Raw genomic sequence first — 19043 nt, forward strand, 5'->3', positions numbered from 1 at the left:
CGTTCAGCGGGTCCGCTTCGTGGCGCTGACCGCCAGTTCGGCGAGGCGCTCGGCGGCGGGTTCGGCGACGGGCGCGGCGTGCAGGGCGCTCAGCGCGGACGCCGTCAGCTCGGTGATCCGCCGCTCGACGGCGTCGACCGCGCCGACGTCGCGGAGCTGCGCGCGGGCCTCGTCGACGGTGGCGGCGTCCAGGTCGGGGCGGCCCAGCGCCTCGTGCAGCACGTCCGCGCCGCGCTGCATGCCCAGGGCGACGAGGAGGGTGCGCTTGCCCTCGCGCAGGTCGTCGCCCGCGGGCTTGCCGGTGACGGCCGGGTCGCCGAACACGCCGAGCAGGTCGTCGCGCAGCTGGAACGCCACGCCGATGTCCCGGCCGAACGCGCGCAGGCCGTCGACGAGGGCGGGGGAGCCGCCGCCGATGGCCGCGCCCATGTGCAGCGGGCGTTCGACGGTGTAGGCGGCGGTCTTGAGGCGGTCGATGCGCAGCGCGGCGTCGGGGGAGGAGTCGCCCCGGGCCTGGGTGAGCACGTCGAGGTACTGGCCGGCCAGCATCTCGGTGCGCATGTCCCGCCACGGCAGGCTGAGGCGCTGGAGCGCGTCGGTGGGCAGGCCCGCCGCGAAGAGCATGTCGTCGGCCCAGGCGAGCGCGACGTCGCCGATCAGCACGGCCGCGGCCAGGCCGAAGCGCTCGGGCGCGCCGAGCCAGTCCTCGGCGCGGTGCTGCGCGGCGAAGCGGACGTGCACGGTCGGCATGCCGCGGCGCGTCTCGGAGGCGTCCATCAGGTCGTCGTGCACCAGGGCGCACGCCTGGATCAGTTCGAGGGAGCTGACCGCGGTGAGCACGGCCGCCGCTTCCGGGCTTTCCGGGTCGCCGCCCGCGGCGCGCCAGCCCCACCAGGCGAACGTCGGCCGGATGCGCTTGCCGCCGCCGAGGACGAAGTCGGCCAGCGCGTCGACCGCGCCGGTGAAGCTCTCCTCCATGCGGGCCCCGAGGGCCCGGCGGTCGGCGAGGTAACCTGCCAACGCCTCGTCGACGTGCTTGGGCAGTTCTAGGTCCAGCGGGTGGAGCGGCACCCGCCTATCGTCGCCTCTGCCGGTTCGGGGGGCCCAACCGGGTGGGGGGACGCCCCGCTGATCCCTGCTTGCTGTTCCGCTGGTCCCATCTGGTGAAAGCCTCCTTCCACGCTGTGGATGTGCCTTTAGGCTGGTGGCATGACGTCGGTGGTCGAACGCCTGAGCGGGGGCTCCCCCGTGTTCTCCGTGGAGTTCTTCCCGCCCCGGGACGCGGCGGACGAGACCGTGCTGTGGCGCGCGATCCGCGAGCTGGAGGCCCTCGACCCGGCGTTCGTGTCCATCACGTACGGGGCGGGCGGCTCGTCGCGCGACCGGACCATCCGGACCACCGGGCGCGTGGTGCAGGAGACGACCCTGGTGCCGATGGCGCACCTGACTGCCGTCGACCACTCGGTGGCCGAGCTGCGGAACGTGATCGGCTGGTACGCGGCGGTGGGCGTGCGGAACATCCTGGCGGTGCGCGGCGACCCGCCCGGCGACCCCAACGGCGAGTGGGTGCCGCACCCCGACGGGCTGACGTACGCGGAGGAGTTGGTCCGGCTGTGCCGGGAGCTGGGCGACTTCTGCGTGGGCGTGTCGGCGTTCCCCTACGGGCACCCGCGGTCGGCCGACCTGGACGAGGACACCCGGTACCTGGTGCGCAAGCTGCGGGCGGGGGCGGATTTCGCCATCGCGCAGCTGTTCCTGGACGTGGACGACTTCCTGAGGCTGCGCGACCGGGTGCGGGCGGTGGGCTGCGACACGCCGTTGCTGCCGGGGCTGATGCCGTTGACGACACCGCGGACGCTGGCCAAGACGGTGGAGCTGTCGGGGGCGCCGCTGCCGCCCGCCGTGGCGCGGCGGCTGGAGCCGCTGGCGGGTGACGCGGCGGCGTTCCGCGAGGCCGGGGTGGACCTGGTGACGGAGATGGGGGAGCGGTTGCTGGCCGAGGGCGTGCCGGCGCTGCACTTCTACACGTTCAACCGGTCGAAGGCGACGCGCGAGGTCGTCGGGCGGCTGGGGTTGGTGCCCGCCAGGGCGTGAGCCGGGGCCGGGGTGTCGTGGTGACGGCACCCCGACCGGGACCGTGCCGGGCGTGGCCGCCCTAGGCGTGCAGGTGCCGCTCGGTGGCCGAGTCGAGGGTCACGCCGAGGCGGTTCAGGCCGTTGATGCTGATGATCAGCGCCAGCAGGTCGGCCAGCTCCTTCTCGGTGAACGCCTTCGACGCCCGCTCCCAGAGGTCGTCGGGCACCCCGTGCTCGCCCGGGCGCGTCACGGCGTCGGTCAGTTCGAGGGCGACCCGCTCGGTGTCGCTGAAGAACCGCGACTCGCGCCACACGGAGACCGCGAAGAGGCGCTGGGGGTTCTCGCCCGCCTTGAGCGCGTCCTGGGTGTGCATGTCGACGCAGAACGCGCAGCCGTTGAGGACCGACGCGCGCAGCTTCACCAGTTCGAGGAGCGTGTGGTCGACGTGCTCGGTGGTGTAGGTGTTCAGGGCGATCATCAGCTTGTACGCACGGGGGGCGACCTCGGCGAAGTTCATCCTCATGTGGGGAGGACGAGACGGCGGCCGGTGGTGTGACAGGACCCGGCGCGTCAGGCGACCGCGTTCCGGCGGTGGGCGACCGCCGCGAGCACCACGACGATCAGGGCCGCGCCGCCGGTGAGGCCGGCCACCAGCATGGTCCAGCCGAAGTACGACACGGAGTTCGCCCCGGCGTAGCGCACGGTGGCGTTCAGCATCGACGCCTGGCCCGGTTTGGGCGCCCAGGCGATCGTGGCGTTGTCTTCTTCTCGCCCGTTCGTGTCGATGATTTCACCCGGGAAGCTGATCTTGACCTGGATGTCGGCCCGCTCCGGCGGGACCTGGGTCAGGTCCACCGAGCCGGACAGCGTCACCAGGTCGCCGGAGCGGCGGAAGTTCAGCTGGTAGCGGCTGGAGGAGGCGCTGGTCGCGATCGACAGGGCCCGGACCTCGTCGAACGTCAGGCCGCTGAAGAACACCTGGGTGCCCACGTACTCGTCGGCGGCGTACGGCTTGGTCGTGACGCGGCCGGCCAGTTCGTCCGGCACCTTCAGCTGGGGGCCCGGGTCGTTGTCCCGGGTGGGTGGCGTGGCGGCGGTGATCTCGCCCGACACGCGGTCGTCCTGCGACAACGCCATGGCGGCGTGCAGCCGGACGCACCCCGTCAGCGACAGCAGCGCGAGGAGGAGAACCGGGAGGAGGAGCGCGGAGGCCCTGGACACGCGGTCATCCTGCCGGCTGCCGTCAAAAGTTGACCTGTGGTCCGTAATCGTGAGCCTCGCTAAATACCTGTCGGTGGTACAGGGGCCGCAGGTAACGTGCGGCGCATGTCAACCTCCTCGGCCGGCGTGCACGGCATCAGCAACCAGTTCGTAGCCGACTACGCGGCGGCGGACCCGCTGATCGCCACGTCCATCGGCCTGCCCGGCCACGACCACCGGTTGCCCGACTACTCGCCCGAGGGGCACGCGGCCCGGGAGGAACTGGCCCGCAAGGCACTGGCCGCGGTGGAGGCGGCGGAGCCCGCGGACAAGTCCGAGGCCGACGCGAAGGCCGTGTTCCTGGAACGGGTCGGGCTCGATGTCGAGCTGCACGAGGCCGGGTTGGTGGAGGGCAACCTCAACGTCATCGCCAGTCCGGTGCAGTCGCTGCGCGAGGTGTTCGACCAGATGCCCACCGCGACCCCGGACGACTGGGCCGTGATCGCCGAGCGGCTCAAGGCGGTGCCGCGGGCGCTGGCCGACCTGCGCGCCGGGTTGGCGTCCTCCGCGGACAAGGGGCGGGTCTCGGCCCTGCGCCAGGTCACCCGGGTCGCCGAGCAGTGCGACACGTGGGCCGGGCGCGGCGGGCAGTCGTCGTTCTTCGCCGACTTCGTCGCGGGCGCCCCCGGTGACGGCGCGCTGCGGACGGAGCTGCTGGCCGGCGCGGAGGCCGCCGCCTCGGCGTACGGGGACCTGGCGGCGTTCCTGCGGGCCGAGCTGGCGCCCCGGGCCCCGGAGAAGGACGCGGTCGGCGAGGACGTGTACCGCCTCCAGTCGCGCTACTTCACCGGGTCGAAGCTGGACCTGGCCGAGGCCTACGAGTGGGGCTGGGCGGAGTTCACCCGCATCGAGACCGAGATGAAGCAGGTCGCGGGCCGGATCAAGCCGGGCGCCTCGCTCGCCGAGGCCGCCGGGGCGCTGGACGCGAACCCGCGGTACCTGGTGCACGGCAAGGACGGCCTCCGGTCGTGGATGCAGGAGCTGTCCGACAAGGCCCTCCGGGACGTGCGGGGCGTGCACTTCGAGCTGCCCGACGAGCTGATGGCGCTGGAGTGCCGCATCGCGCCGCCCGGCGGCGGCGTGGGCGCCTACTACACCGGCCCGACGCCGGACTTCTCCCGGCCGGGTCGCATGTGGTGGTCCGTGCCGGACGACAAGCAGGAGTTCTCCACCTGGCGCGAGGTCACGACCGTCTACCACGAGGGCGTGCCCGGCCACCACCTCCAGGTCGCGACGGCGGTCTACCAGGCCGGGAAGCTCAACGACTTCCAGCGGCTGCTGTGCTGGGTCTCCGGGCACGGCGAGGGCTGGGCGCTGTACGCCGAGCGGCTGATGCGCGAGCTGGGGTACCTGGAGGACGACGGCGACCTGCTGGGCATGCTCGACGCCCACCTGTTCCGCGCGGCCCGGGTGATCATCGACATCGGCATGCACCTGGAGCTGGAGATCCCGAGGGGCACCGGCTTCCACGAGGGCGAGCGGTGGACGCCGGAGCTGGGCCTGGAGTTCATGCTCACCCGCACGATCACCGACCCGGCGCACGTGCGCGACGAGATCGACCGCTACCTGGGCTGGCCCGGCCAGGCCCCGTCGTACAAGCTCGGCGAGCGGCTGTGGCTGGCGGCGCGCGACGACGCCCGCGCGCGGCACGGGTCCTCGTTCGACCTGAAGGTGTTCCACAAGGACGCGCTGGAGATGGGCGCGATGGGCCTGGACACGCTGCGCGAGCGCTTGGCGGAACTGTGACGTTCTGATTCGATCGGAACCGGTGGCCTCACGCGCAGGTCACCGGTTCCGGTGTTTGATGTCCTGTGGACGAGCGAGGGGGGACCCGTGGGCGGACGGACGAGGCGCGCGGCGCTCGGGGCGTTGGCGGTCGCGCTGGTGCTGCTCGGCGCTGCTCCCGCACAGGCGCAGCCCGGGGTGGGCGACCAGGCGCAGTGGCGCATCCGGCAGGACATCGTCGACCACGCGCTGCGCGAGGTCGGCCAGCGCGAGGGCAACGGCAACTTCTACCCGGAGAAGTACCGGGACGTGGAACCCGGCGTCCTGCGCCCCGCCGAGTGGTGCGGCGTCTTCGTCAACTGGGCGTGGGCGACCGCGGGCGTGGTGGACAAGCCGTCGATGCGGCCCGCCCCCGGCGCGTCCGTGCTGGAGCAGGGCCACTGGGCGACGTACTGGCAGAAGTGGGGCAAGACCACCGGCCGCTGGAAGGACATCTCCGAGCGGGACGTGGAGCCGGGTGACGCCGTCGTGTACGGCAACTTCCCCGACTTCCACGCGCACGTGGGGCTGGTGGTCGAGGTCAAGTACGACCGGACCGGGCGCAAGGCCACGCACGTGCGGACGGTCGAGGGGAACTTCGGCGACCGGGTCGTCTACTCGAAGCTGCGCAGCATCGAGGGGCTCAACGCCGGCAGGTACCTGAAGGCCACCGGGTTCGTGTCGCCGTTCTAGCCGTCCGGCCGGCCCGCTGTCCTGGTCGTCCCGCTGTCCTAGTCGTCCCGGTCGATCGGCAGGGTGCGGCCCAGGACCGCGAAGGGGCGCGGGTCGCCGGTGAACTGGTAGTGCCGCAGCACGTCCGCGAAGCCCATGCGCCGGTAGAGGCGCCACGCCTTGCTCGGGCCCTCGGGGGTGGACAGCAGGACGCGTGACGTCGGCACGCCCGCCAGCAGGTTGCGCAGCAGCTGCTCGCCGACGCCGCGGCCCTGGGCGCGCGGCAGGACGTGCAGCTCGGTGAGCTCGAAGTAGTCGCGCATCCACTCCTCGACCGCGCCCGGCCCGGCGACGGTGGTCAGGCCGTGGCGCACCTGCTCGTGCCACCACTGGCCCACCGAGCCGCGGTAGCCGTAGCCGATGCCGATCAGCTCGTCCTCCTCGCCCAGGGCCACCACGCACCGCCAGCCCTCGCGCAGCATGTGCGCCAACCACATGGGGGCGCGCTGCTCCGCCGTGCCGGCCGGGTAGTCCATGGCGCTCACGTACAGCGCCAGGGCCTCGCCGAGGCGGGCGTTGAGCTCGCGCGGGGACAGCTCGACCAGCCGTTGCGACGGTGCCGCGGTCACCGCGCCACCTCGGCGGGTGTGCCGCCGGTCAGCTCGACCAGGCCGGCGTAGGTGGTGGGGTAGACGGCGTGCGGGTGGCCCGCGGCGGCCCACACCACGTCGTACTGCTCCAGGGCCACGTCCACGAAGGTGCGGATGGGCGCGGGGTGGCCGACCGGCGAGACGCCGCCGATCACCTGGCCGGTGTGCTGCCGGACGAAGTCAGGGGTGGCGCGTTCGATGCGGTCCGCCCCGGCCAGGGCGGCCAGCGTGGCGGTGTCGGCGCGGTGCGCGCCGGAGGTGAGCACGAGCAGGGGTGTGGTCTCGTCGCCCCGGACGGCGGCGAACACGAGGCTGTTGGCGATCGCACCGACCGGCACGCCGACCGCCTCGGCCGCCGCGGCGGCGGTGCGGACGGCGTCGGCCAGCACGCGGATGCCGTTCGCCGCGTCGTGGTGCCCTGCTTCGGCCAGGGCGGCGGAGACCTTGCGGATGCCGGGGTGGTCGAGTGCGCTCACCCGTTCATGAGACCACGCGCTGCCGGGTTGAGGAGTGCCGGGCCGGCAGGATAGTCTTGGTGCGCTCGAACGTCTGTTCGAGCAATGCCTTGGTGGTGGGGCGGGGGAAGCGCCCCACCACCAAGTGCCGCCGTCTCCCCGCGGCGGTCGTCGCCGTCCCGACGCCGCGAGGAGGCCGCGAGATGACTTCGACCTTCCCCCGCCTCCCACTCCCGCCGGCGTCGGCGGTGCACCTGCTCGCCCAGGCCCGTTCCTGCCTCGCGCAGGCCGGGCGGGAGGCCGACCCGGCCGCTCGTTTCGCGGAGGCGTACCTGGCCGCGATGCGCGCGGCGGCGGCCGTGCTGGCGGCGCGGGGCCGTCCCCACCGGGGACGCGCCAAGCCGACCAGCGTCTGGGTCCTGCTGCCCCGGCTCGCGCCGGAGCTGCGCGAGTGGGCCGCGTACTTCGCCGAGTGCTCGGCGACGCGCGCGGCCGTCCTGGCGGGCATCACCGGGCGGGTCACGCCGAGAGCGGCCGACGACCTCGTGCGCCAAGCGGCGCAGTTCACCGAACTGGTCGACGAGATCATGTACGAGGACAGAACACTGTGAGCAGGGGACTGGTCGACTACGACCGCCTGATCGACGTCGTCGAGCTGGAGGCCGAACGCCTGGCCGCCTCGGTGGCCGGGCAGCGCCCGGAACGCCAGGTGCCCGCGTGCCCCGGCCTGAACCTGGGGGAGACGGCACGGCACGTCGGCAGCACCTACCGGATGGTGTCGACCTGGTTGAGGGAGGGCAGGCAACCGCTGGTGTGGCAGCAGGACCCGGGGCGCGGGCAGCCCCTGGAGGAGTACGTGCGCGCCGGCGTGCCCGCGTTGGTGCGGGCGCTGCGGGTGCGCGACCCGGACGACTTCTGCGAGACGTGGTGGCCCGCCGAGCGGACGGCCGCGTTCTGGGCGCGGCGGCTCGCGCACGAGTCCACCGTGCACCGCATGGACGTGCAGTCGGCGGCCGGGCTGCCGATCGACCCGGTGGACGACGACATCGCCGAGGACGGGGTGGACGAGGTGCTGACCCTGTGGCTGGGGCACCGGCTGGACGTCCTCGGCGTGCGCGGCACGCGGCCCGGGTCGGTGGCGGTGCGGGCGGGGGAGCGGACGTGGATCGCCGTCGCCGGGCCGGAACCGGCGACGGCGCGGCTGGTGCCGCCCGGCGGGGACGCGGTGGCGGACGGTCGGGTCGGCGGCACGCCGATGCAGGTCTACCGCTGGTTGTGGGGCCGCATCCCGGACCGCGAGCTGCCGCCGGCGAGCGGTGACCACGACGCGGTCGCGCAGCTGTGGGCGTTGCTGAGGCTGGCCACGAAGTAGGCCGGTCCTCCCGGGGCGGTCGCCGTCCCGGGAGGACCCCTCGCCGCTACAGGGTGAGCGACGCCGCCTCGTGCAGGCCGTCGGTCCTCGCGGTCTCCAGGCGGAAGCGGGACTCGCGGCCCTCGAACTCCAGGATGCCGACCGAGTTGCCGAAGTGCGGACCGCTCAGCTTGTGCCACGCCACCGGGTCCGGCGAGATGCCGCGGCGGTCGGCCAACCAGCGCAGGAACCGCGCGATCGGCTTCGACCACGACAGGCGGAACGCGGGGCGGAAGATCCACGGCGGGTCGTTGTGCACCGGCGAGCACACGAGTTGGTAGACCTTGGCGTCGACCTTCGAGGCGAACGACGCGCGCGCCGCGTAGCTGTGGTGCACGTCGCCCGACAGCACGCACACCGTGCCCGGCGCGTCCTCGGCCTTCGAGACGCGCTCCAACAGCCTCGCCAACCGCTCGAACGACGCGCGGAACGCGGGCCAGTGCTCCAGGTCCGACACCTGGCGCACCGTCTCGCCGATCCGGCCGCGCAGGCCCGGCAGGCCCGCCATGCGCTCGTTCAACGACTGGAGGTGGCTCAACCCGTGCGGCATGAGCCACGGCAGCGAGGACCCGATCAGCAGGTGCTCGAAGTCGCCGGTGGCGTTCTCCTCGATCCACTCGAACTCGCCGTTGCCGACCATCAGCCGCTCCGGCCCGGACAGGATGCGCCCGCTGCGGGTGTCGATCACCAGCAGCCGGATCGGCCCGAAGTCGCGCTTGTAGCTCCACCGCGTCGACTTGTGGCCGTCGACCTCCCGGTCGGCCTCCTCGGCGAAGTCCTCCAGGAGCTGCTGCACGTCGCCGCCCGTCGTGCGCACCTTCTGGTACAGCGGATCGCGCGCCAGCTCGTCCGGCGACAGGTTGCCCAGGTGCTGGTAGACCCAGTACGACGCCAACCCCGCGCGGATGCGCTCGGGCCACCACTTCTTGGTCGCCATCTGCTCCCGCCACGTGCGGGAGGTGTTCCAGTCGTCGCGCACGTCGTGGTCGTCGAAGATCATCGACGTCGGCACCACCGACATCAGCCAGCGGATCTCCGGGTCGGCCCACGATTCGTGGTACAGCTCGGCGTACTCGCGGAACGACACGACCTCGCCCACGGGCTCCGGCCGCCGCTCCGCCAACCACTCCGTGATCCGCGGCGTCGGCTCGTCGGCGTACACCTGATCGCCCAGCAGCACGAGCGCGTCCGGCCACCGCTCGACCGGCTCGTCCTTCATCCGCAGCGCGTACGAGTCCAGCGCGTCCACGCCGAGCTTGTCGGCCTTCGTGGGGTTGGGGATCGCCTTCGCCGCGCGGCACGAGCCGAACAGCATGCGCCGCACCGGACCCGTGCGGATCACCGGCGCGGGGAACGGCGACTCCGCCGGCGGCCACACCACGTCGCCGCCGATCCGCACGTCGTAGGGGATCGTCGTGCCGGGTTCGAGGTCCTCCACCACGACCAGGGCGAAGTGCTGCTCGCCCACCTGGAACGTGGCCGCGCGGTGTCCCGCGATCTCGACCTCACACGCCGTGTCCGTCTCCACCCAGAGCGTGGCCGACCTGGGGTCGACGTGCCTGAGCACCGGACCGAGCACCAACTCCGCCATGGGGCAGACGTTACCTTCGGTCCATGACCACGAGGTGGACCGATGTCGTCCTGGACTCCCGCGACCCCGTAGCGCTCGGCCGGTTCTGGTCGTCGCTGCTGCGCACGGAGGTCGTCGACGAGGGCCCCGACGAGGTGGACGTGGCGGTGGCGGACGGGCAGGAGTTGGTGATCGTGCCGGTGGCCGACCCGAAGGTGGGCAAGAACCGCGTGCACCTCGACCTCGCGTCGTCGTCGGCGGAGGAGCAGGCGGAGATCGTGGCGCGTGCGCTGGAACTGGGCGCGGTGCGGGCGGACGTCGGGCAGCGCGACGTGCCGTGGGTGGTGCTGGCGGACCCGGAGGGCAACGAGTTCTGCGTGCTGGAGCCGCGTGCGGAGTACACCGGGATCGGGCCGGTCGCCGCGGTGGTCGTGGACGCGCTGGACCCGACCGCGCAGGCCGCCTTCTGGGCCGGCGTGAGCGGGTTGCCGGTGGTGCGGGAGCACGACGACTGCGCGTCGCTGCGGCGGGACAGCGGACCGTGGCTGGAGTTCGTCCGCGTGGCCGAGCCGAAGACGGGCAAGAACCGCGTGCACCTCGACGCGGCGCCGTTCGCCGACGGCGACATCGCGACCGAGGTGGCGCGACTGGAGGCGGCGGGCGCGGTGCGCGTGGACGTCGGGCAGCGCGACGTGCCGTGGGTGGTGCTGGCGGACCCGGAGGGCAACGAGTTCTGCGTGCTGACGCCCCGCTGACCGCCCGCTGACACGCGGTTCCGGGCGGCGCCCCTGTGACTCGGGGGTGCCGTCGTCTACAGTACCGATATGCAATATATCAGTCGGGCGCTGTACCGGGACCAGGCGCTGACCGCGATCCGCGAGGCCATCCTGGGCGGCGACCTGGCGCCCGGCACGCCGATCAAGGACGTCGAGCTGGCCGAACGCCTCGGCCTGTCCCGCACCCCCGTGCGCGAGGCGCTGGCCCGGCTGACCGACGAGGGCCTGGTCGAGACCAAGCCGCACAGCTACACCCGCGTCACGCCGCTCGACACCACCGCCGTGCGGGACGCGCAGGTCGTCATCCAGAGCATGCACGCCCTGGCCGCGCGCCTCGCCGTGCCCGCCCTGACGGCCGCCGACCTCGACGGGATGCGCGCGGCCAACGCGGCGTTCGCCCAGGCGCTCGCCACCGGCGACGTGCCCGCCGCCCTGGCCGCGGACGACGACTTCCACGCCGTGGCCGTGCGGCGCAGCGGCAACTTCGCGGTGATCGCCACGATCGAGCGCTACACGCCGCTCGTGCGCCGCCTGGAACGCCTGCGCTTCGCCGCGCCCACCGGTCGCCACTCGGTGGCCATGCACGACGAGATCACCACCGCCTGCGCCGCCCGGGACGCCGACCTGGCGTCCCGGCTCGTCGAGCGCAACTGGGCGACCCTGCTCGAACTGCTGGAGGAGAACTGAGATGGCGCTGTCCGACTTCCCCCGGTACCCGCTGACGTTCGGCCCGTCGCCGGTGCACCCGCTGGAACGGCTCACCCGGCACCTCGGCGGAGCGTCGGTGTGGGCCAAGCGCGAGGACTGCAACTCCGGCCTCGCCTACGGCGGCAACAAGACCCGCAAGCTGGAGTACCTCGTCGCCGACGCCCTGGCCACCGGCTGCGACACGCTCGTCTCCATCGGCGGCGTGCAGTCCAACCACACCCGCCAGGTCGCGGCGGCGGCGGCGCGAGCCGGGTTGAAGTGCGTGCTGGTGCAGGAGAGCTGGGTCGACTGGCCGGACGCGGTGTACGACCGGGTGGGCAACATCCTGCTGTCGCGCCTCATGGGCGCCGAGGTCCGGTTGGTGGAGGCCGGGTTCGGCATCGGCGTGAAGCCCGCGTGGGAGGAGGCCGTCGAGGGCGTCCGGGCGGCGGGCGGCACGCCGTACCCGATCCCGGCGGGCGGGTCCGACCACCGGCTGGGCGGGTTGGGCTTCGCCGGCTGGGCGGCCGAGGTCGAGCGGCAGGAGGCGGAGCTGGGTGTGCGCTTCGACACGATCGTCGTGTGCTCGGTGACCGGCAGCACGCAGGCCGGGATGGTCGCCGGCTTCGCCGGGAGCGGTCGGCGGGTCATCGGCATCGACGCGTCGGCCAAGCCGGACGCCACCCGCGACCAGGTGCTGCGCATCGCGCGGAACACGGCCGGGCTGCTGGAGGTGGAGGTGGCCGAGTCCGAGGTGGTCCTGGACGACCGGTTCCACGAGGGCGTCTACGGCGTGCCCGGCGAGTCCACAGTGGACGCGATGCGGCTCGGCGCCCGCCTGGAGGGGATGATCACGGACCCGGTCTACGAGGGCAAGTCCCTGGCCGGTCTGATCCGGCTGGTGGAGACCGGGGAGGTCCCCCGGGATTCGACGGTGCTGTACGCGCACCTGGGCGGCCAGCCCGCCCTCAACGCCTACAGCTCGCTGTTCCGCTGACGGGGCGCGGGCGTGCCGCCGGACGTGCCCGGCGTCACGCCCGCAGTCGCAGCCCCTTCGGGGTGGCGCGGAACCCGGCCTCCTGGAGCACGTCCGCCAGCCGCGAGCCCAGCGCCACCTCGCCGTCCGCCCGCTGCACGGCCAGGTGGCCCAGCCACCCGTCGCGCACGGCGCGGCCGAGCGCCCGCGCGGCGGCGTGCAGGGCGTCCTCGTCCTCGGTGAACGACAGCAGCGACCGGCCGCCCCGCTCGACGTACAGCACCGCCACCCCGTCGACCAGGACGACCAGGGCGCCGGACTTGCGGCCCGGCCGGTGCCTGCCCTCACCCACCGGGGCCGGCCAGGACAGGGCCGCGCCGTACGGCTGGGCCGGGTCGGCGGCGGCCAGCACGACGGCGTCGGGCGTGCCCGCGTGCTCTTGGCCCGGCGGGCGGGACAGGGCGCGCAGGCGGTCCACGGCGCCGCGCGCGGCGAACTGGGCCGCGCCCAGGCCCTCGACGACGTAGCCGCGCACCACCTGGCCGGACTCCTCCATCGCCCGCAGCACCCGGTACACGCCGCTGAACCCGCCGGTGACGCGCTCGGTGTCCAGGGCGCCCCGGGTCAGCACGCCGTGGCGCTCCAGGAACGCCTCGGCGCGGGCGTGCGCCCGGCGGGTCGGGTCGGTGGCCGGGACGACGGCGAGGGACCAGCGGCCGGCGACCGTCGGCGGACCGGTGCGGCTGGGCATGTCCGGCCTGCCCGAGCGCATCCGGGCGTAGCGGCCGCGCGGCGCGGCGCGACGCGGTGCGTGGGCCGTGCCGCCGCCGGCGACGAGGGCGCGCAGCGGGGCCAGGGTGTCGTTGGTGACGATGCCCGCCCACACCAGGTCCCACAGCGCGCCCACGACCTCGCCGTCAGTCGTCGGGCCCTGCAGGGAGACGCGGTCCACCACCTGGCGGAAGAACAGCGCGCCGCCGGCGAGGGTCTCGACCACGGCGGTGTGCAGCGGCGAGTCGGGCGCGGCCTCGGGGACCAGGTCCGGCAGCAGGAGGTCGGCCACGTCCGTCGGCGCCAGGGCGATCCAGCCGTCGCCGCCGGCGAGGGAGCCGCAGCCCGTCCACGTGACCTCGCCGGACGCGGTCAGCTCGTCCAGCAGCGCCGGGCCGTAGCCGGGCAGGCGGGCGGGCAGCAGGAGGGACTCGACGGCACTGGCGGGCAGCGGCGCGCCGGCCAGCTGCTCCACCACCGAGTAGACGTCGTCCACGGTGGGCGCGGCGCGCAGCCGGCGGCCCACGCCGTGCCAGGTCGGCAGGAACCGGCCCAGGGCGGCGGGCTCCACCGGCTCCACCTCGGCCCGCAGCCGGGCCAGGGACGCCCGGCGCAGCCTGCGCAGCACCTCGGAGTCGCAGTACTCGGTGTGCGTGCCGCCCGGCCTCAGCTCGCCGCGCACCAGGCGACCGGCCGCCGCCATCCGCTCCAGCACGCCGGTGACGACCGCGACGCCCAAGCCGAACCGCTCGGCCGCCCGCGCCGCCGGGAACGGGCCCCGGGTGCGGGCGTAGCGGGACAGCAGGTCGCCCAGCGGGTCGGCGACCGGTTCGGTGAACGCCTCGGGCACGCCCACGGGCAGGGCCACGCCCAGCGCGTCGCGCACCCGGCCCGCGTCCTCGATGCCGATCACCCGGTCCTCGCCCGCGACGCGGACGCGGATCGCCCGGCGCTGCGCCACCAGGTCGGCCAGCCACTCCGGCCGCACGCCGCGCTCGGCGGCCTCGGCCTCGGTGAGGTCGCCCAGGAACCGCAGCAGGTCGGCGGCGTCCTCCGCGTCGCGCGCGCGCCGGTCGGGGACGAGGCGCTGGAGGGTGCGCTCGACCTCCTCCACGACCTCCGGGTCGAGCAGCTCGCGGATCGCCTCGGAGCCCAGCAGCTCGGCCAGCAGCGTCGAGTCCAGCGACAGCGCGGCGGCCCGCCGCTCGGCCAGCGGCGCGTCCGCCTCGTACAGGAACATGCCGACGTAGCCGAACAGCAGGCTGCGCGCGAACGGCGAGGGCGACGGCGTCTCCACCTCGACCACGCGGACCCGGCGCGCCCGGATGTCCGTCATCAGCTCCCGCAGCCCCGGCACGTCGTAGACGTCCTGGAGGCACTCGCGCATGGCTTCGAGCACCACCGGGAAGCTCTCGTACTTCGCCGCCACCGACAGCAGCTGCGCGGCCTTCTGCCGCTGCTGCCACAGCGGGGTGCGCCGCCTCGGGTCGCGGCGGGGCAGCAGCAGGGACCGGGCCGCGCACTCGCGGAACCGGGCCGCGAACAACGCCGAACCGCCCACCTCGGCGACGACGACCCGGTCGACCTCCTCCGGGTCGAGCAGCACGTCCTCGGCGCCCGCGACCACCGGCGAGCCGTCGAGGTCCACCGCGTCCGGCAGCCGCACCACGATGCCGTCGTCGGAGTGCGCCGCCTGCACCTCGATGCCGCGCCGCTCGCGCAGCCGCGCCGCGATGGCCAGCGCCCACGGCGCGTTGACCTGCGCGCCGAACGGCGAGTGCACGACGAGCCGCCAGTCGCCCAGCTCGTCGCGGAACCGCTCGACCAGGACGGTGCGGTCGTTCGGCACGTGCCTGGTCGCCTCGCGCTGCTCGCCCAGGTAGGCCAGCAGGTTCGACGTCGCCCACGCGTCCAGGCCCGCGGCGGCGGTGCGCTCCTCCGCCTCGGCCCGGTCCAGCGCGGACACCTCGCGCAGGAACTTCCCCAGCGCGCGGCCCAGCTCCAGCGGGCGGCCCGGCGCGTCGCCCTTCCAGAACGGCATCCGCGCGGGCTGGCCGGGCGCGGGCACCACGACCACGCGGTCGTGGGTGATGTCCTCGACGCGCCACGACGACGTGCCGAGCAGGAACGTGTCGCCGACCCGCGACTCGTACACCATCTCCTCGTCCAGCTCGCCCACCCGCGAGCCGGGGCCGCGCTCGGACGCCGGCGTCATCACCGCGAACAGCCCCCGGTCGGGGATGGTGCCGCCGGAGGTCACCGCCAGCCGCTGCGACCCGGGCCGGCCGCGCAGCTCGCCGCCGACCCGGTCCCACGTGATGCGCGGGCGCAGCTCGCCGAACTCCTCGCTCGGGTACCGGCCGGACAGCATGTCGAGCACGGCGTGCAGCGCCGACTCGGGCAGCGCCGAGAACGGGGCCGCCCGCCGCACCAGCCCCGCCAGCGCCCCGACCGTCCACGTCTCCATCGCCACCATGGCCACGACGTGCTGCGCGAGCACGTCGAGCGGGTTGCGCGGGTACCGCACGGCCTCGATCGCGCCGTCCCGCATCCGCTCCGCGACCACCGCGCACGACACCAGGTCGCCCCGGAACTTGGGGAACACCACCCCGCGCGACACCGCGCCCACCTGGTGACCCGCGCGGCCGACGCGCTGCAACCCGGACGCGACCGTGGGCGGCGCCTCCACCTGCACCACCAGGTCGACCGCGCCCATGTCGATGCCCAGCTCCAGCGACGAGGTGGCCACCACGCACGGCAGCCGCCCGGACTTCAGCTCCTCCTCGACCACGACGCGCTGCTCGCGCGACATCGAGCCGTGGTGGGCGCGGGCGATCGTGGCGGCGCGCTGCGCGGTGACGCCGGACTGGCCGACCGCCTCGGCCGGGAACCGGCCGGGGTCGGCGCCGGGCGCGCCGTCGAGGTCGGGCGCGCCCGACAGCTCCGCCTCCTCCTCGGCGAGCTCGTTCAACCGGGAGGTGAGCCGCTCCGCGAGCCGCCGCGAGTTGGCGAACACGATCGTCGACCGGTGCCGCCGCACCAGCTCCAGCACCCGCCGCTCCACCGCCGGCCAGATCGACGCCCGCTGCTCCGCGCCCGCCGCCGACCCGGACACCTCGCCGGTGGGCTCGCCCAGCACCGACATGTCCTCGACCGGGACCTCGACGCGCACCTCGATCGTCTTCGCCGTCCTCGGCTGCACGACCCGCACGGCCCGCCCGCCCGCGAGGAACGCGGCCACCTCCTCGACCGGCCGCACCGTCGCGGACAGGCCGATGCGCTGCGCCGGGCGTTCCAGCAGCGCGTCGAGCCGCTCCAGCGACAGCGCCAGGTGCGCGCCGCGCTTCGTGCCCGCCACCGCGTGCACCTCGTCGACGATCACCGTCTCCACCCCGCGCAGCGACTCCCGCGCCGCCGAGGTGAGCACCAGGAACAGCGACTCGGGGGTGGTGACCAGCACGTCCGGCGGTGTCCTGGCGAACGCGCGCCGCGCGTCCGCCGGGGTGTCACCGGTGCGCATGCCCACCGTGGTGCCCGGTTCGGGCAGCGACAGCCGGTGCGCGGCCTGCCGGATGCCCGCCAGCGGCGCCCTCAGGTTGCGCTCGACGTCGACCGCCAGCGCCTTGAGCGGTGAGACGTACAGCACCCGGCACCGGCGCTTCGGGTCGTCCGGCGGCGGCGTCGACGCGAGCTTGTCCAGGGCCCACAGGAACGCCGCCAGCGTCTTGCCCGAGCCGGTCGGGGCGATGACCAGCGCGTGCTCCCCCTCGGCCGCCGCCTCCCACGCGCCCGCCTGCGCCGCGGTGGGCGCGGCGAAGGCGCCGGCGAACCACTGCCGGGTCGCGGGGGAGAAGCGGTCGAGGACGTCCACGACGACCATCCTGAACCAGCGGTCCGACAATTTCCGGTTGTGGCACGATCACCCCGTTCGAACCGAAAGGGTGAAACCGTGCGCGTCCTGTCCGTGGACCTGGGCACTTCCAACACCGTCGCGGTGCTCGCCGCGCACGGCAGGCCGCCCCGGGTCGTGGAGGTGGACGGGTCGGCCACCATGCCGTCCGCCGTCTACTGCGAGGAGGACGGCACGCTGGTCGTCGGCCGCGACGCCGAGCGCCGCGCCCGCCTGGACCCGTCCCGCTTCGAGCCCAACCCCAAGCGCCGCGTGGACGACGGCGCGCTGCTGCTGGGCGACAACGTCGTGCCGGTCAGCGACGCGCTGGCCGCCGTGCTGCGCCGCGTGCTCGACGAGACCACCCGCCAGCTCGGCGGCGAGCCCGTCGACGAGATCCGCCTCACGCACCCCGCCCAGTGGGGCCCGACGCGCCGCAACGTGCTGCTGTCCGCGGCCCGGCTGGCGGGCGTCACGGGCGAGGTCGTGCTGGTCCCCGAGCCGGTCGCCGCCGCCTCGCACTACGCGTCGCTGGCCGTCGGCCAGGCCCTGGCCGTGTACGACCTGGGCGCGGGCACGTTCGACGTGGCCATCGTCGGCGCCACCCAGAACGGCTTCACCGTGCTCGCCGAGGACGGCCTGCCCGACCTGGGCGGCCTCGACGTGGACCAGGCGCTGCTGGAGCACGTCGGCCGGCAGGTGTCGCACCGCGACCCGGCGGCGTGGCAGCGGCTGCTGCGCCCGGTGTCCACCGCGGACCGCCGCGCCCGCCGCGCGCTGCAGGAGGACGTGCGGGCCGCCAAGGAGTCGCTGTCGAGGCACGCGCACACCGAGGTGCCGATGCCCGAGCCGTTCGAGGACGTGCTGGTCAACCGGTCCGACCTGGAGGCGCTGGTCCGGCCGAGCATGCTGCGCAGCGCCGAGCTGCTGGCGTCCACGATCCGGTCCACCGGCCTCGCGCCGAACCAGCTCGCGGGCATCTACCTCGTGGGCGGCTCCAGCCGCATCCCCCTCGTCGCCACCATGATCGCCGAGCAGGTGCGGGTGGTGCCGACGAGCCTGGACCAGCCGGAGACCGCCGTCGCGCTCGGCGCGCACCACGTGCCCAAGGACGGCGTCACGCCGCGCTCGCAGGAACCGGCGAGGCCGCAGGAGCCGGACACGGTCGTCACCGGGCCGGTGAACCCCGTGCACAGCGGCCCGTACCAGGTCAACCCGGCGCTCAGCGGGCCCAACCCGGCGCTCAGCGGGCCCAACCCGGCGCTCAGCGGGCCCAACCCGGCGCTCAGCGGGCCCAACCCGGCGCTCAGCGGGCCCAACCCGGCGCTGAGCGGGCCCAACCCCGTGCACAGCGGCCCGTACGCGGTGAACCCGGCGGTCAGCGGCCCGTACCCGGTGAACCCGGCGCTGAGCGGCCCGCAGCAGTTCAACTTCCCCAGCACCTCCCCGCGCGCCAGGACCGCGAGGAAGAAGCCGAGCAGGAACGTGCTGGTCGCGGTGGGCGCGGCCCTCGCGGTGGCGCTGGCGGGCGTCGGCGGCTGGTTCGCGTTCGGCGGGGAGGGCGTCCCCACCGCCCAGGACTGCAAGAACGACACCGCGCAGGACGACAAGGGCTTCACCAAGTGCCTGCGGCGGCTGGCGGGAACGATTCCGGACACCGGTACCTGCAAGGCCGGTGGTACCCCGGGCGTGGGCGGCGTCGACGGCATCAAGGGCACCGTGGTGAGCTGCGCGGTCCAGGACGACTACTCGGTGCAGTACGTGCTGACCGAGACGACCACGGGCGCGGAGCAGGGCGCGGTGGCCGTCGTCCGGTCGCTCAAGAGCGACGTGGTCGAGGCCAGGTGGGCGGGCAACGGGTTCGCGGGCAAGTACCAGGCGTCCGCCGACGGCGGCCTGGGGCTGCTGGTGTTCACCGTCGAGGGCCGTCCGCTGCTGGGCATCGTGACCAAGAGCGGCGGCGAGGAGCTGACCGCCGACGAGGTCGCGGACTTCTTCGAGTCCTCGGTCCAGCCCGGCGCCTGACCAGGGGAGCAACCCGGACGGTGGCTGGTCGGCGGGGTGGTCCCCTGGCACGATCATGATC

16 protein-coding genes are annotated in these 19043 nt (G+C 74.3%); 9 read left to right on the plus strand and 7 right to left on the minus strand.

Annotation, left to right across the window (positions count from 1 at the left end; translation table 11 throughout):
- Nucleotides 1-3 precede the first annotated feature (3 nt).
- Nucleotides 4-1071 carry a polyprenyl synthetase family protein gene (locus tag J2S66_RS36400; RefSeq protein ID WP_310314208.1) on the minus strand — a complete coding sequence of 356 codons (1068 nt, stop codon included), beginning with the start codon at nt 1069-1071 and terminating at the stop codon, nt 4-6.
- Between the two features lie 138 nt (nt 1072-1209).
- On the opposite strand from J2S66_RS36400, the gene J2S66_RS36405 reads away from it, so the two are divergent.
- Nucleotides 1210-2094, plus strand: a complete 885-nt coding sequence (locus tag J2S66_RS36405; RefSeq protein WP_310314211.1) for a methylenetetrahydrofolate reductase — start codon at nt 1210-1212, stop codon at nt 2092-2094.
- A 61-nt stretch (nt 2095-2155) separates the two neighbouring features.
- Here the strand turns inward: J2S66_RS36405 and J2S66_RS36410 are convergent, their stop codons facing one another.
- Both J2S66_RS36410 and J2S66_RS36415 read right to left on the minus strand, forming a co-directional pair.
- Nucleotides 2156-2599, minus strand: a complete 444-nt coding sequence (locus J2S66_RS36410) for a carboxymuconolactone decarboxylase family protein (protein ID WP_310314213.1) — start codon at nt 2597-2599, stop codon at nt 2156-2158.
- A 47-nt stretch (nt 2600-2646) separates the two neighbouring features.
- Nucleotides 2647-3297, minus strand: a complete 651-nt coding sequence (locus J2S66_RS36415) for a DUF3153 domain-containing protein (RefSeq protein ID WP_310314216.1) — start codon at nt 3295-3297, stop codon at nt 2647-2649.
- A gap of 105 nt (nt 3298-3402) precedes the next feature.
- Between J2S66_RS36415 and J2S66_RS36420 the strand changes: the two genes are divergently transcribed.
- Nucleotides 3403-5082 (plus strand): DUF885 domain-containing protein, encoded by a 1680-nt coding sequence (locus J2S66_RS36420; RefSeq protein ID WP_310314218.1) that lies wholly within the window; start codon nt 3403-3405, stop codon nt 5080-5082.
- Nucleotides 5083-5169: 87 nt separating this feature from the next.
- A complete protein-coding gene (locus tag J2S66_RS36425) occupies nt 5170-5793 on the plus strand; it encodes a CHAP domain-containing protein (RefSeq protein WP_310314221.1) in 624 nt (207 codons plus the stop codon).
- A 38-nt stretch (nt 5794-5831) separates the two neighbouring features.
- Here J2S66_RS36425 and J2S66_RS36430 read toward each other — a convergent pair whose 3' ends face one another.
- Together J2S66_RS36430 and J2S66_RS36435 are read right to left on the minus strand one after the other, a co-directional pair.
- Nucleotides 5832-6401 carry a GNAT family N-acetyltransferase gene (locus J2S66_RS36430; protein ID WP_310314224.1) on the minus strand — a complete coding sequence of 190 codons (570 nt, stop codon included), beginning with the start codon at nt 6399-6401 and terminating at the stop codon, nt 5832-5834.
- Nucleotides 6398-6898: a YbaK/EbsC family protein gene (locus J2S66_RS36435; protein ID WP_310314227.1), complete on the minus strand. Its 501-nt coding sequence runs from the start codon at nt 6896-6898 to the stop codon at nt 6398-6400. The genes J2S66_RS36430 and J2S66_RS36435 overlap by 4 nt, the downstream gene beginning before the upstream one ends.
- Nucleotides 6899-7080: 182 nt before the next feature.
- Between J2S66_RS36435 and J2S66_RS36440 the strand changes: the two genes are divergently transcribed.
- Nucleotides 7081-7488 carry an SAV_6107 family HEPN domain-containing protein gene (locus tag J2S66_RS36440; RefSeq protein WP_306746949.1) on the plus strand — a complete coding sequence of 136 codons (408 nt, stop codon included), beginning with the start codon at nt 7081-7083 and terminating at the stop codon, nt 7486-7488.
- Nucleotides 7485-8249 (plus strand): maleylpyruvate isomerase family mycothiol-dependent enzyme, encoded by a 765-nt coding sequence (locus tag J2S66_RS36445; RefSeq protein ID WP_310314232.1) that lies wholly within the window; start codon nt 7485-7487, stop codon nt 8247-8249. Before J2S66_RS36440 ends, J2S66_RS36445 begins: the two co-directional genes overlap by 4 nt.
- 46 nt (nt 8250-8295) lie before the next feature.
- Here the strand turns inward: J2S66_RS36445 and J2S66_RS36450 are convergent, their stop codons facing one another.
- Nucleotides 8296-9879, minus strand: coding sequence for an alkaline phosphatase D family protein (locus J2S66_RS36450; RefSeq protein ID WP_310314236.1), 1584 nt, complete (start codon nt 9877-9879; stop codon nt 8296-8298).
- 23 nt (nt 9880-9902) lie between these two features.
- Between J2S66_RS36450 and J2S66_RS36455 the strand changes: the two genes are divergently transcribed.
- The 3 genes from J2S66_RS36455 to J2S66_RS36465 all read left to right on the plus strand — a co-directional run bounded on the left by J2S66_RS36455 (nt 9903) and on the right by J2S66_RS36465 (nt 12318).
- Complete coding sequence (locus J2S66_RS36455) at nt 9903-10613, plus strand: VOC family protein (protein WP_310314239.1); 711 nt, start codon at nt 9903-9905, stop codon at nt 10611-10613.
- Nucleotides 10614-10682: 69 nt separating this feature from the next.
- The gene (locus J2S66_RS36460; RefSeq protein ID WP_306746945.1) at nt 10683-11321 is read left to right on the plus strand and encodes a GntR family transcriptional regulator; all 639 of its coding nucleotides are present in this window, start codon (nt 10683-10685) and stop codon (nt 11319-11321) included.
- A 1-nt stretch (nt 11322) separates the two neighbouring features.
- Nucleotides 11323-12318 carry a 1-aminocyclopropane-1-carboxylate deaminase gene (locus tag J2S66_RS36465; protein WP_310314244.1) on the plus strand — a complete coding sequence of 332 codons (996 nt, stop codon included), beginning with the start codon at nt 11323-11325 and terminating at the stop codon, nt 12316-12318.
- A 34-nt stretch (nt 12319-12352) separates the two neighbouring features.
- Here J2S66_RS36465 and J2S66_RS36470 read toward each other — a convergent pair whose 3' ends face one another.
- The gene (locus J2S66_RS36470) at nt 12353-16948 is read right to left on the minus strand and encodes an ATP-dependent helicase (protein ID WP_310315375.1); all 4596 of its coding nucleotides are present in this window, start codon (nt 16946-16948) and stop codon (nt 12353-12355) included.
- 69 nt (nt 16949-17017) lie between these two features.
- On the opposite strand from J2S66_RS36470, the gene J2S66_RS36475 reads away from it, so the two are divergent.
- A complete protein-coding gene (locus tag J2S66_RS36475; protein ID WP_310314246.1) occupies nt 17018-18982 on the plus strand; it encodes an Hsp70 family protein in 1965 nt (654 codons plus the stop codon).
- Nucleotides 18983-19043: the final 61 nt, after the last annotated feature.

It is taken from the genome of Saccharothrix longispora (assembly GCF_031455225.1).
Taxonomy (GTDB): Bacteria; Actinomycetota; Actinomycetes; order Mycobacteriales; family Pseudonocardiaceae; genus Actinosynnema; species Actinosynnema longispora.

Excerpts from the sequence above, each read along its gene's own strand:
- J2S66_RS36450 (WP_310314236.1), bottom strand. The coding sequence starts at position 9,879 with ATGGCGGAGTTGGTGCTCGGTCCGGTGCTCAGGCACGTCGACCCCAGG.
- J2S66_RS36405 (WP_310314211.1), top strand. The coding sequence starts at position 1,210 with ATGACGTCGGTGGTCGAACGCCTGAGCGGGGGCTCCCCCGTGTTCTCC.
- J2S66_RS36465 (WP_310314244.1), top strand. The coding sequence starts at position 11,323 with ATGGCGCTGTCCGACTTCCCCCGGTACCCGCTGACGTTCGGCCCGTCG.
- J2S66_RS36440 (WP_306746949.1), top strand. The coding sequence starts at position 7,081 with ATGACTTCGACCTTCCCCCGCCTCCCACTCCCGCCGGCGTCGGCGGTG.
- J2S66_RS36410 (WP_310314213.1), bottom strand. The coding sequence starts at position 2,599 with ATGAGGATGAACTTCGCCGAGGTCGCCCCCCGTGCGTACAAGCTGATG.
- J2S66_RS36455 (WP_310314239.1), top strand. The coding sequence starts at position 9,903 with ATGACCACGAGGTGGACCGATGTCGTCCTGGACTCCCGCGACCCCGTA.
- J2S66_RS36420 (WP_310314218.1), top strand. The coding sequence starts at position 3,403 with ATGTCAACCTCCTCGGCCGGCGTGCACGGCATCAGCAACCAGTTCGTA.
- J2S66_RS36460 (WP_306746945.1), top strand. The coding sequence starts at position 10,683 with ATGCAATATATCAGTCGGGCGCTGTACCGGGACCAGGCGCTGACCGCG.
- J2S66_RS36470 (WP_310315375.1), bottom strand. The coding sequence starts at position 16,948 with ATGGTCGTCGTGGACGTCCTCGACCGCTTCTCCCCCGCGACCCGGCAG.